The organism is Dokdonia ponticola (assembly GCF_042653865.1).
GTDB classification, from domain to species: domain Bacteria; phylum Bacteroidota; class Bacteroidia; order Flavobacteriales; family Flavobacteriaceae; genus Dokdonia; species Dokdonia ponticola.
Map to the genome: position 1 here is coordinate 308,121 of NZ_JBHSFV010000003.1, position 13,044 is coordinate 321,164.

The following is a 13,044-nucleotide window of genomic DNA, read 5'->3' on the forward strand; positions in this document are numbered from 1 at the left end:
AAACGATTAAAGATTTTAAATAAAACCACTATGAGACTCAAGGTAGTATTGCTTTTTGTCTATACAATTATCACTGTTGCGTTATTTGTAACGTTTGACGGAGAGGTAGATGTGTGGTTTTCTTTTCTAGTGAGTGCTTTAATTCTTGCTGGGATTACCTTATATCACATATTTGCAGAACGCGTATACTCTCCTTTTGTGTCGGCATATATTGTGTTTACTTTTTTGTTTTTCATAGTAGCGCCTATGGTGCAAATCAACTCATTTGAAGGTGTGAACCCTGAGTTTAACAATAAATTCCCGTATGATAAGGATCTAGCGATATATACAAACATTTTAATTTCGATTTTTAATGTTGTTTTCTTTTTGAGTTATTTGTTTTTCAAGAAAAGTAAAGCAATAGCGCGTGTGCCAAAACTTAAAGAAAGTTCAAAACAGATGACGCCCATTTTAATCGCTGTGATTGCAATGGTTACGTTACTCGTGTTTTTTGCCAGCTACACCTTTGTCTCGGGTGAGTTAAGTCGGCCAGCTTGGATGAAATCAGGTTTTTCGGTATTTACTTTTTTGATCTGGAAAAAAGTGTTCTTTTTACTGCCATTTGCGGGAATTATTTTATGTTTTCAATATTTTAAGAAAGAGAAGAAAAAAGCAGTAAATCTTGTGACAATTTTTGCAATTTTCTTGTTCTTAGGACTACTATTACTTTGGTTCAAAAATCCGCTTGTTGAAAAAAGAAATGCCTTAGGACCTCTGTATATAAGTATGATATTTTTGTTCATTCCTAGATTATTTAATACCAATATCAAGACCTTATTCTTTCTTTTCTTTACGATGATTGTTGCATTTCCTTTATCTGCAATATTGACACATTCTGAAGCTTCTTTTCAAGAAATTTTAGAAAACCCTATGATTGTTTTTGATCATATGAAAGGAGGAGGGATTGCGTCTGCATTTAATACCTTAAACTATGATGCGTTTTCAAATATCATGGCCACCATGGATTATGTGAAAGAGTATGGTTTTTCTTTAGGGTATCAGTTATTAAGTGCCTTTTTGTTTTTTATACCTAGAGGGGTTTGGGAAGAGAAACCTATTTCTACAGGAGAACTTGTTGGGAATCATCTAATAGATACCTATGATTTTACCTATAGTAATTTGTCAAATCCATTGGTCTCTGAGGGGTTTATAAATTTTGGAGTTCTAGGAGTAATTATAGCACCTATTGCATTGGCGATTGTTATTGTAAAGGCTATTTCGTGGTTAAAAAGTGAAGATTATTTAAAAAAGATAATGGCTTTTTATTTAGCGATACATCTCATTTTTTTACTCAGAGGAGATTTTACCAACGGATATACATACTACGTAGGAGCACTCATAGGAGTTCTTGTAATCCCTAAATTTATAGAAGGACTTTTAGCGTTCTTTATTTATAAACAAAAAACATGGAAACAATCAAAAGCCTTAAAGGAATAAGTATCGTTAAGATTGCTATTGGTCTTCTTTTTGCTTTGGTGGTGTTGCCCTCCAATTTAAAGGCTATTGCCATTTTAATGTTTGGAGTTGCAGTGCTTATAAATGCTCTGCAGCGACCTTGGCATTTTGACACCCGTTTTTTTATTACAAATACGTTGATATTCCTAGTCATTTTAGGCACTTATTTTTACAGTGATAATACAGCGTATGGACAACGTAAACTTATGCAAATGGCATCCCTCATTGTATTTCCATTTGTATTTGCCATGCTCACAAAAGCAGAGAGTAAAGAGATTTTTAAAAGCCTTAAAACGTATTTATGGATCTATCTAATAGGTGTTTTCTTATTTAATGTAATTCCTTTTCTGTGGTTTTTTGGGACGCATTATTCTTTTCCAGAAATGATGGAGCATTTTGCAACAGTACTTAGAGTCAAGATGGGTAAGTTTAATATACACCCTATTTATATGTCTATGCATTGTAGCATTGCCATCCTATTCTCTTTTTATATACTCCGAGAGGTACGCTCTAAGGTTAAAATAGCAGCTATTATAGGGATTGATATCACATTAGTGCTATTCCTATTGCTGTATGCAAAAAAGGGACCTTTAATCGCTCTTATGATTGTGTTTTCTTTGTTTGTGGTTTTTCAACGAAAACAAAAACTACTGAAACCCTATTTATTGGCGATTACCACATTAATTTTCTTAACCATTGCGATTCCAAAAACCCGAAACAAATTTGTAGAACTCCTTAAAATAGAAAACATAGATAAGGGAGAAGTTACCTCAACAAACATTCGATATACAATTTATGAAACGGCTCAAAAATTAATCATAGCAGCGCCTATACTAGGGTACGGTATAGGAGACTATAATGATGTGTTAGTAGAAGAATATCGTCAGGAGGGAAATCAGTTGCTAGTAAAAGGTAAATACAATGCGCATAATCAATATTTTAGTTTACTTTTAATCGGGGGGATCATCGTACTACTTGCGTTTCTTTTTACAACAGGGATCAATCTTATCTATGCCATTCGTTACAATAATCAATTGCTGATTTTACTGCTTGTTTTTTACACGATTGTGATGTTTACAGAAAATATATTAGAACGGGAATCGGGGATTATATTCTTTGCCTTCTTTTTAAATTTCTTTGGCCTTAAAAGTCTATACGTTCATGATGAAGTCTAGATCTATACTTATGATTGGCCCTTTTCCAGAACCTACCACAGGCGTCTCTTTAGCAAATAAAGTGGTGTGCGATATTCTAAAAGAACAATCCAATACCAAGGTAGGGGTCATTAATACTTCTTATTCAAGATTTGATGAGGCGATAGGCAAATTCTCATTTCACAAGCTATTTTTTAACCTATCATTTTATCCAAAAGCCTATAAAATTCTCTCCTATAAGACTATTTACATAACGCCTGGACAAACCTTTTTTGGTGTTGTAAAATACACTGCTTTTATTTTGTTAAGTGCTCTTTTAAGAAAGGAGATTATTATTCATGTACATGGGAATCATCTAGGAAATGAATACAAAACGTTAACGGGGATCAAGAAAAAAATCTTTCATTACTTACTTTCTAAGACGACAAAAGGGATTGTCCTTTCCGCATCTCTCAAAGGGAATATGACGCCTTTCATCCCAGAAAACAAGGTATACGTACTCCCTAATTTTGCAGAAGACTATTTACTTAAAACAGCCACTAAGAAATCTTTTGAGAAGCTTCAAATTATTTATTTGAGTAATCTGATGGAAGAAAAAGGCATTTTTGACCTTCTAGATGCATTGGCACTACTTGAGGCAAATCATATCCCATATGAAGCGAAAATTGCTGGGGCGATAGACTATACGCAAAAAGAAGAAATAGAAAAGCGCTTCTCTCGTCTTACAAATGCCACCTATGTGGGAATTGTTAAAGGCAATGAAAAAAATAGTTTATTACATTGGGGAACTATTTTTGTACTCCCCACGTATTATAAAATGGAAGGACAGCCCATTTCTATCTTAGAAGCCATGGCAACTGGAAATGTGATTTTAACCACCAAGCATGCAGGCATTCCAGATGTAATACAAGACAAAATTCACGGACAATTTTTTGAAAAAAGAAACCCTCAGGATTTATATAAATCTCTAACATATTACGCTGAAAATAGAGAAGAGCTATCCAAAATAAGCCAATCTAATACAATATACTTTACCAAAAATTTCACTAGATTACAGTTTAAGAAAAGATTGCTAGACATTATATAACATCTATATGAGATTCTTGTTACTTTTTTGTGTGTTATTTTTTGTGAGTAGTTGTGATATACTCAGCGGACCTACTAAATTAGTGGGATGGGGAGATAGCATGATGAAAGGATCTGGAGGTGATGCTTCTATATTAGAAATCATATCTGACGAATTAGATATCGCACATAAAAATTTTGCAGTAGGAGGATTACAGTCCAATAGTATTGGGGTATTACAAGGAGGTATTCCTTTTAAAATTACGTTTGAAAATAATATTATAAAAACAGATCAAAGTAACGCACTAACGTATTATAATATAGCGCCCTTAAACTTTCAAACAGATCAGCAAAGGGAAGGGGCTATCGATAGTATTTCAGGAAGTATTGAAAGAGTGTCCAATATCAACGAACCTAAAAAAACACTGGGATATACCTTCACAACAGATGATTTAGAAGAAAACTTCTCTATACAAGACACGGTGGTATTTACATTTAGTAATGCTGTAAAATATAGAGATACTTGGACGATTATCTGGGCAGGTAGAAATGATAAAAAAGCAGGAGATGCCATCTATACAACCAGAGGTCATATTCAGGCAATGATCGATTATATGGGAGAAAATGCGAAGAATCATTATCTCGTTTTATCTATTTGTAATGGCATTGCAGACAAAGAAGCCAAAGGAAGTACTGCACATACCAATATTACACGATTGAATACCGTATTAGAAGAAGCGTTTGGAGACCATTTTGTCGATATACGTAGGTATATGATTGATCAAGCAATCTATGATATGGGAATGACGCCAACTCTTCAAGACCTTGAAGACATACAAAAAGACTGTATTCCGAGGATTTTTTTAAATGACAACGTACATTTTAATACCTTGGGCTATGAAGCTACAGGCAAATTTTTAGCAAACATCATTAAAGAGAAAGGGTGGATTACCGAAAAATGAAATATCAAAACCTAAATCAATATAGAACCCCTAAAGATTTTAGAGGAAAATCCAAACTCACGGTTCAACTTTGGTGGATGGTGCAAGCAACCTTATTCGCTTGGTCGCCTCAATTTTTATATGGATGGCGTCGTTTTTTAGTACGGTCATTTGGTGCCAACATAGGAAAAGGAGTCATCCTAAGACCCACTGCAAGAATTACGTATCCTTGGAAGCTCACGATTGGCGATTACAGCTGGATCGGAGATGAGGTGGTATTGTATACCCTTGGTGAAATTGAAATTGGCGCACACGCAGTCATCTCTCAGAAAGGCTACATCTGTACAGGCACGCATGATTATGAATCTCCAGATTTTAGAATCTATGCCCAAAAAATAACCATTGGAGCCAAATGCTGGCTTGCCACAGATACCTATGTCGCCCCAGGCGTAACCATTGGAGAAGGCACAGTTGTAGGCGCAAGGAGTAGTGTTTTTAAAGACCTGCCCTCAGGTAAAATATGCATAGGCAATCCTGCAAAACCTGTGCGAGATCGTGTGTAACTTCATAAAAAATACGTTCTTTGTAGCCTAACAAACTTTTCTTGAAAAAACGCACTCATATTACCCTCATTGGTCTTAATTTCTATCCAGAAAGCACCGCCATTGGATTATATTCTACCCAACTTGCGCAATATCTGGAAGATCAAGATATTCAATTGGATGTCATTACCGCATTTCCCTACTATCCACAATGGAAAATCGCTCCAGCGTATCAAGACAAACCTTCCTATCTCAAAGAAAAACTAGGCACTATAAACGTGTATAGATACAAGCAGTATGTACCTGCAAACCCTACTTTTTTTAAGCGAATTCTTCATATTCTCTCTTTTACTTGGGGATCTTTTCGGAACCTCTGGAACATTAAAAAATGTGACATCGTGATTTCTGTTGTCCCGTTTACAAGTGCGACCCTTTTGGGGTATATCCAACAAAGACGTTTTAAAGCAAAATCATGGATTCATATACAAGACTTTGAGTTTGATGCCGCTTTTCAATCAGGATTGACCAAGAGTGGTGAGCAAAAAGGAGGCATGGTGTATCGGTTCCTGATGTGGATTGAAAAATCGTTGTTTTCAAAAGCAGATAAAGTAAGTACCATCAGTCATACGATGATTGAAAAACTTAAGAAAAAAACAACCGCTCCTACGTATTTCTTGCCGAATTGGATTGATGAAAAGCAGATAGACCCCGCTTTCGCGAAAGCGCACCCATTCCTAATATCCTCAAAATTCAAAATACTATACTCTGGAAATATTGGAGACAAACAAGACTGGGACTTTTTCTTAAAATTTGCCGAAGCTATTGATGATAAACGCTTTGAAATCATCATCGTAGGAGACGGTTCAAAACGCACGTGGCTCGAAGAAGAAATAAAACCATATCAAAATATCACGCTGTATCCGCCTGTTCCTTATGAGGAATTATCTGATTTGTTATGCAGCGCAGACCTTCATATTCTTTTTCAAAAACCAGAAGTGGTAGATACGGTGATGCCTTCTAAAATATTAGGCATGATGGCAAGCGCAAAACCTTCCATTATTACAGGACATGCACAATCTGAAGTAGCCACCTCTATGATACAATCACAAGGCGGATATTACAGTTCCGAAAAAGAAGTACATACGGTCATAAGCCAGTTGGAAACCCTTGAAAACGCTCCTGAAGTATCCAAAGAAATGGGCATCAACGCAAGAGCATATGTTGTCTCAAATTTTGCAAAAAATCAAATTTTAGCTTCCTTTTTAAAGGAACTCTCGCAATTATAACCCCTCTGGTCATAAAATACAGTAAATACTTCCCTATTTTTGTCTTTTAACGGAGTTAAAAATGAAATAATCATCAACAAATTATTTTTTTATTTGTTTGACAGAAAATAAAACTTTTTAAGGAGATGAAAATAACCGTAGTAGGAACAGGCTATGTGGGTTTAGTTACTGGAACATGCCTTGCCGAAACAGGAAATGAAGTGGTCTGTGTAGATATAGACAAAAATAAAGTAGACCGAATGAAAAACGGAGAGGTGCCTATTTATGAGCCTCACCTTGATATACTCTTTGAACGTAATATTAAAGCAGGAAGACTTTCGTTTACTACGCAATTACAAGAGGGTCTTGATCACGGAGATATTATATTTTTAGCATTACCGACTCCAGAAGATGAAGACGGATCTGCCGATTTATCCTATGTCCTAGGCGTTGCCAATGATATTGGAGAAAAAATGAAAAGCTACAAGGTAGTCGTAGATAAAAGTACGGTCCCTGTAGGAACTGCCGAAAAAGTACAAGCGACTATTGCAGCAAAAACAACTGTTGATTTTGACGTGGTATCTAACCCAGAATTTTTGAGGGAAGGATTTGCGGTAGATGATTTTCTGAAACCGGAGCGAATTGTGGTAGGATCCTCATCAGAGAGAGCAACCGCACTTATGGAAAAACTCTATAAGCCTTTTGTAAGATCCGGAAACCCTATAATCATCATGGATGAAAAGTCGGCAGAACTTACTAAGTATGCTGCTAACTCATTCCTTGCGACAAAAATTACCTTCATGAACGAGATTGCTAACTATTGCGAACTCGTAGGTGCCGATGTAGATAAAGTACGTCGTGGAATGGGAACTGACTCACGAATCGGGAAACGATTTTTATTTCCTGGGATAGGCTACGGAGGGTCTTGTTTTCCTAAAGATGTAAAAGCACTTCATAAATCGGGAAAGGAATCTGGATACAATTTTCAAATCCTTGACGCCGTTATTGACGTAAACAATCATCAAAAAGTAAAATTAATTCCTAAAATCATGTCTCACTTTAATGGAGATCTATCAGGAAAAACAATCGCTATTTGGGGACTGGCATTTAAGCCAGAAACAGATGATATCAGAGAAGCACCATCCCTATATATGATTGATGCATTACTCGCTAAAGGAGCAAAAATTAAAACCTTTGATCCAGAAGCAATGGATAATGTAAAAGCAAAATACAAAGACCAAATTGAGTTTGCTACAAATATGTATGAAGCGACAGAAAATGCAGATGCATTGGTGATCAGTACAGAATGGAGTATTTTTAGAACTCCTAATTTTACAAAATTAAGAGACAATCTTAAAGAATCTATCATTTTTGATGGACGTAACCTGTATGATGTAGAAGATATGGAGAAAGAAGGATTTACATATATATCTATAGGTAGAAAAGAAGTATCATGATGCGCAAACGAGTTTTAATAACAGGAGCCGCAGGATTTTTAGGCTCTCACTTATGTGATCGATTTATAAAAGAAGGATTTCATGTGATGGGAATAGATAATCTTATTACAGGAAGTCTTGAAAATATCGAGCACTTATTTAAACTCGAGCAGTTCGAGTTTTACCACCACGACGTGACAAAATTTGTACACGTCCCTGGAAAACTTGATTACATATTACATTTTGCCTCACCCGCAAGCCCTATAGATTACCTTAAAATACCTATTCAGACACTTAAGGTAGGGTCTTTAGGAACCCACAACCTTTTAGGATTAGCCAAAGAGAAAAATGCACGCATCCTTATTGCATCCACATCAGAGGTCTATGGAGATCCATTAGTGCATCCACAATCTGAAGATTATTACGGTAACGTAAACACTATAGGCCCCAGAGGAGTCTATGATGAGGCAAAGCGTTTTCAAGAATCCATCACCATGGCATATCATCGTTTCCATGGATTAGAAACGCGTATTGTACGTATTTTTAATACCTATGGACCTAGAATGAGACTTAATGATGGGAGAGTGATACCCGCCTTTATGGGACAAGCATTACGAGGGGAAGATTTAACCATCTTTGGAGATGGCTTACAAACCCGTTCTTTTTGCTATGTAGATGATCAAATAGAAGGAATTTTTAGGTTATTAATGAGTGATTACCCCTTACCAGTGAATATTGGAAATGATGACGAAATCACAATCAAAGATTTTGCCGAAGAGATTATAAAACTAACAGGAACCGATCAGAAAATTATCTATAAAGAATTACCCATAGATGACCCCATGCAGCGTAAACCTGACATTAGCTTAGCAAAAAAACTGTTAGGTTGGGAAGCAAAAGTATCGCGTAGTGAAGGAATGAAACGCACCTATGATTATTTTAAAAGCCTTACCAAAGAGAAACTCCATAAAAGCGAGCATAAAGACTTCTCTAAGCACATAGTAAAATAACGAATGGCCTACAAAAAAGGAAGATACTCTGGCTTTATAAGACCCATTATGTATAGTATGGATCTCTTGATCATTATCATACTAGCCAAGGTATGTCTTAGTATGGACACACATCTATACCTCTTTATAGGCTTTATTGTATGTACCTGGATCGTTTCTTCCATAAAATCTAACTTTTACGAAGTATATAGATATACTCCTCTTACTAGAATCTTTTCGTTATTAGGTATTCAATTGATTTTATTTACCTTGCTGGTCTTTGCTTTTTTTGGTTTTTTTCAGGAAATCAAGAGCATGCCTAAAGAGATTGCTGTATATATCTTGTATGTTTTTATAGGGATTACAATCGTGAAATTAGGCGTTTTTTACCTCCTTAAAAAATATAGAACCATTTTAGGCGGTAACTTTAGACGTGTTGTTATTCTAGGAGTAAACTCAAAAACAAAACAATTAGAAAACTTCTTTAATGTAAATAAAGCCTACGGATATCAGGTGATCAAGAAGTTTGACATACAGCCTTCAGGAAAAGACTCATTAGAATCTTGTTTTTCATTTATCATAGAAAATAGCATTGATGAGATGTACTGCTCTATTTCAGAATTTAAGAATGAGCAAATACGAGAGATTTCAGAATTTGCAGACAATAACCTTAAAATTCTTAAGTTTATTCCTGATAATAAAGAGATTTTTACAAAAAAACTCAATTATCAATACTTAGGAATTACCCCCATACTATCATTACGAAATATCCCTATTGACACTCCACTTAACCAGTTTATAAAACGTACGTTTGATATCGTCATGTCTATTTTAGTGTTGGTCGGTTTACTTTCATGGCTTACACCTATTATGGCCGTTTTAATAAAACTAGACTCCAAAGGTCCTGTGTTTTTTAAGCAAAAACGTAATGGTCTTGACTACAAAGAGTTTTATTGCTATAAGTTTCGATCGATGCAACCCAATCCTACAGCAGATTTACATCAGGTAAGTAGGGATGATCATCGCATTACACGTTTAGGGCGCGCAATACGCTCTACCAGTATTGACGAGCTACCACAATTTATAAATGTTCTAAAAGGAGACATGTCAGTCGTAGGACCAAGACCACACATGGTAAGCCATACGCACATGTATGCAGAACGCATCGATAAGTTTATGGTACGTCATTTTATAAAACCAGGTATTACAGGGCTTGCCCAGGTAAGTGGCTATAGAGGAGAGGTAGAGACAGATCATGATATTATAAATCGAGTGAAATTTGATATTTTTTATGTAGAAAACTGGTCATTACTTCTCGATATAAAAATTATCATTCAAACGGTAGTAAAAGCATTAACAGGAGATGAAAAAGCCTACTAATCACCTCCCGCTTGTCTCTATTATCACCCCACTGTATAATGCAGAAAACTACATCACTGCAACACTAAAAAGTATTCAAAATCAGACCTATACGCATTGGGAGCATATTATTGTAAATGACGTATCTACAGATACTTCATTGCAAATTGTAGAGGACTTTGCAAAAAAAGATACACGTATAAAAGTGGTCACGCTTTCGCGAAATAGCGGTGCCGCCCATTCCCGAAACAAAGCCACAGAACTCGCCACAGGAGCGTATATCGCCTTTCTAGACGCAGACGACCTTTGGCATCCCGAAAAACTAGAAAAGCAGTTGCAGTTCATGCAAGAAAACGAGGCTGCTGTTTCCTACACAAGCTACGTACACATCGATGAAGCTGGGGAACCTCTTGGAAAACGCATCAAAGCGCTCCCTAAGCTAACCTACAAAAAACAACACCGTAATAATTATATAGGGAACCTAACGGGCATTTATAAAGCTTCGGAAATAGGTAAAATCATCGCGCCTAACATCCGAAAACGCCAAGACTGGGCTGTTTGGTTAGAAGCCATCAAAAAAAGCAACAGACCTGCCCTAGGACTTCAGGAAGATTTAGCTTTTTACAGAATCCGACAAGGATCCATAAGTTCTAATAAAGTAAACTTAGTCAAGTATAACTTTAAGTTTTATAAAGAATATTTAGGCTATTCTTGGGGTAAATCGGCGTTCTGCTTACTGCGATTTTTTTACGAGTACTTCTTTATAAGAACGAAGTGGATTGAGAACAAATAATATTCATACCCTTACTCTGCTATTCTTTGATCTATATAGGGAATCATATTTTTTACAGAAAGATTAAAGTTTTCCATGAGTTTAACAGCATTATTTCCCGTAAGTTGTCTATGCATGACCACTCTATTTTTAAAATCTTCACTTAAAAAATAAGTATAATAATCATCAGGGATATTTTTATTGAAAATATCAACAGCATGACTATCAAATGTTTTCATGTGAGCAGTATTATCCTGAACATCTTTTTTTATTTTTTCATCAATATCTTTAAAACTTGCTTCATACATATCGTGAAAACCTATGATAGTACGAATAATTGTATCTGTTGCGACAGCAAGATTATAACTTTCGTTTTTGAGTAAATTAATAGATCCATCACTCATTTTAAACGGAATATTGGTAAACGGAATTGAAGTACTAGATCTGTTTTTTTTAAGATATTCTTTTGATACGGTATCACTTACCAAAATTTTAGCAATACTATCCTGAGAGTTGTAGTATTTAATAGAATAATAGCAAGATAAACTATCTTTTATAAGATCTGTTTTTACCATTTCTAAGATGGTCTTTAATCTATTATTAGTTTTTCTATTTTCATTCCAATTATTTAAGCTGACGGCAATAAGGATTCCAATAACCACCAGAAAAACTTCGCCAATAGCATATTTTAAATACCTTTTCATAATTTTGATACAAACTGTTTCAATTTCCCTCGCTTACTACGATCCATTTTTTCTACTTTTTCAAACAGCACAGTAAGCCCTTCTTCTAAGTAAGCGTAGGTTGCTTTTTTGATCTTTTCTTCTTCAGATGCTGTAAGTGCTCGCTGAGCCGTATAAATTACTTTAAAGCTGTCCAAAGCCGTTTGTTCGATGACAAATTCAGAAACGTTTCCATCTTCTTCAATCACACTTTTGGTGACATAGTAAAAGGTGAGTCCAGGCACCACTTTTCCGCTAGGAAGGCGTGCAATATCATTCGTACGACCTATAAGCTTTTCTAGGATAGGTTTTTTGGGTGTACTCTTTCGCGAAAGCGTACCCACATCCCCAATATCGTACCGTATAAACGGATGTGCTTTGTTATACAGCGACGTAATCACGACACGACCCGATTCTCCGTGAGGAACTTGTTTGTTATGCTCATCTACAATCTCTACATACAACAATTCACTATCTACTTGAAACTGATTTTCAGTATTTTGAAACGCAATAAGTCCCAATTCAGAGGCGCCGTATTCATTAATTACAGGGATTCCAAAATGGGTTTCCATAAGCTTTTTGTCACTTTCAAAAAGCATTTCGCTGGTCACAATACAGACCTTAAGCGTTGGGCAAAGCTCTTTAAGAATAAGTTGGTGTCGTTTGAGATATTTGGCAAATAAGACAATGCTACTGGTATACCCGTTGAGGTATTCAAAAGAGGTACGCTCAAATTTTTGACGTATTTTTTCGAGTTGCGGTTCGCTTAAATCAAAAATAGGAAAGCGATACCTGTTCCCTAACCAGTCTTTAAGACGTTCTTTGCGATAGCCGACAAAATCTAACGGAATCCCATAAAACCGTGCTTGTTTGGACGTGTTTATATCCAAGTCAAACCACTCGTATCGATCTTGAAAACTTGCCCAAGAGCGCGCATGAGCTTCTTTGTCTTTGGCAAAGATAAACGGATGCCCAGAAGAACCAGAGGTTTTATTTATATATACATTTTTACGCGTATATTCAGTAGAAAGGCGATTTTGCAAGGGTTGTTGTAAATCTGCTTTAGTAAGCACAGGTAAGGCCTCCCAAGAAGGATTTTCTTGACGCGCAGTAAACTGTTTGTAAAAGGGGCTATACATTTTGTGATAAGTAACAATCGCTTGTTTTTGTCGCTCAATATAGTCAGGATATAGATGTTCAGGGATGGATTGAATGCGGGCTAATTCCGCTTTCGCGAAAGCAATATCAAACCCCTTCACTCTCAATGTCAAATCAAATAAATTCACACAGCACGTATTTGTGAGG

General features: G+C 35.9%; 12 protein-coding genes. 10 read left to right on the forward strand and 2 right to left on the reverse strand.

Annotation, left to right across the window (positions count from 1 at the left end; translation table 11 throughout):
- The first annotated feature begins 30 nt into the window (after positions 1-30).
- From ACFO3O_RS07625 to ACFO3O_RS07670, 10 genes are all read left to right on the forward strand, one after another.
- Positions 31-1,476, forward strand: coding sequence for an O-antigen polysaccharide polymerase Wzy (locus ACFO3O_RS07625; RefSeq protein ID WP_379977997.1), 1,446 nt, complete (start codon positions 31-33; stop codon positions 1,474-1,476).
- Positions 1,446-2,669, forward strand: coding sequence for an O-antigen ligase family protein (locus ACFO3O_RS07630; protein ID WP_379977998.1), 1,224 nt, complete (start codon positions 1,446-1,448; stop codon positions 2,667-2,669). The genes ACFO3O_RS07625 and ACFO3O_RS07630 overlap by 31 nt, the downstream gene beginning before the upstream one ends.
- Positions 2,656-3,735, forward strand: a complete 1,080-nt coding sequence (locus ACFO3O_RS07635; RefSeq protein WP_379977999.1) for a glycosyltransferase family 4 protein — start codon at positions 2,656-2,658, stop codon at positions 3,733-3,735. Before ACFO3O_RS07630 ends, ACFO3O_RS07635 begins: the two co-directional genes overlap by 14 nt.
- A 7-nt stretch (positions 3,736-3,742) precedes the next feature.
- Entirely contained in the window at positions 3,743-4,675 is a 933-nt protein-coding gene (locus tag ACFO3O_RS07640) for an SGNH/GDSL hydrolase family protein (RefSeq protein ID WP_379978000.1), read from the forward strand.
- Positions 4,672-5,217, forward strand: a complete 546-nt coding sequence (locus ACFO3O_RS07645) for a putative colanic acid biosynthesis acetyltransferase (protein ID WP_379978001.1) — start codon at positions 4,672-4,674, stop codon at positions 5,215-5,217. The genes ACFO3O_RS07640 and ACFO3O_RS07645 overlap by 4 nt, the downstream gene beginning before the upstream one ends.
- Before the next feature lie 41 nt (positions 5,218-5,258).
- The gene (locus ACFO3O_RS07650; protein WP_379978002.1) at positions 5,259-6,482 is read left to right on the forward strand and encodes a WcaI family glycosyltransferase; all 1,224 of its coding nucleotides are present in this window, start codon (positions 5,259-5,261) and stop codon (positions 6,480-6,482) included.
- Between the two features lie 125 nt (positions 6,483-6,607).
- Positions 6,608-7,918, forward strand: a complete 1,311-nt coding sequence (locus ACFO3O_RS07655; protein ID WP_379978003.1) for a UDP-glucose dehydrogenase family protein — start codon at positions 6,608-6,610, stop codon at positions 7,916-7,918.
- Positions 7,918-8,907: a UDP-glucuronic acid decarboxylase family protein gene (locus tag ACFO3O_RS07660; protein WP_379978080.1), complete on the forward strand. Its 990-nt coding sequence runs from the start codon at positions 7,918-7,920 to the stop codon at positions 8,905-8,907. The genes ACFO3O_RS07655 and ACFO3O_RS07660 overlap by 1 nt, the downstream gene beginning before the upstream one ends.
- Positions 8,908-8,910: 3 nt before the next feature.
- A complete protein-coding gene (locus ACFO3O_RS07665) occupies positions 8,911-10,266 on the forward strand; it encodes an exopolysaccharide biosynthesis polyprenyl glycosylphosphotransferase (RefSeq protein ID WP_379978004.1) in 1,356 nt (451 codons plus the stop codon).
- Entirely contained in the window at positions 10,250-11,038 is a 789-nt protein-coding gene (locus ACFO3O_RS07670) for a glycosyltransferase family 2 protein (RefSeq protein WP_379978005.1), read from the forward strand. The genes ACFO3O_RS07665 and ACFO3O_RS07670 overlap by 17 nt, the downstream gene beginning before the upstream one ends.
- An 11-nt stretch (positions 11,039-11,049) precedes the next feature.
- On the opposite strand, the gene ACFO3O_RS07675 is transcribed toward ACFO3O_RS07670, so the two are convergent.
- Positions 11,050-11,721 (reverse strand): DUF6090 family protein, encoded by a 672-nt coding sequence (locus ACFO3O_RS07675; protein ID WP_379978006.1) that lies wholly within the window; start codon positions 11,719-11,721, stop codon positions 11,050-11,052.
- Positions 11,718-13,025, reverse strand: coding sequence for a phenylacetate--CoA ligase family protein (locus ACFO3O_RS07680; protein WP_379978007.1), 1,308 nt, complete (start codon positions 13,023-13,025; stop codon positions 11,718-11,720). The genes ACFO3O_RS07675 and ACFO3O_RS07680 overlap by 4 nt, the downstream gene beginning before the upstream one ends.
- Between the last annotated feature and the right edge of the window lie 19 nt (positions 13,026-13,044).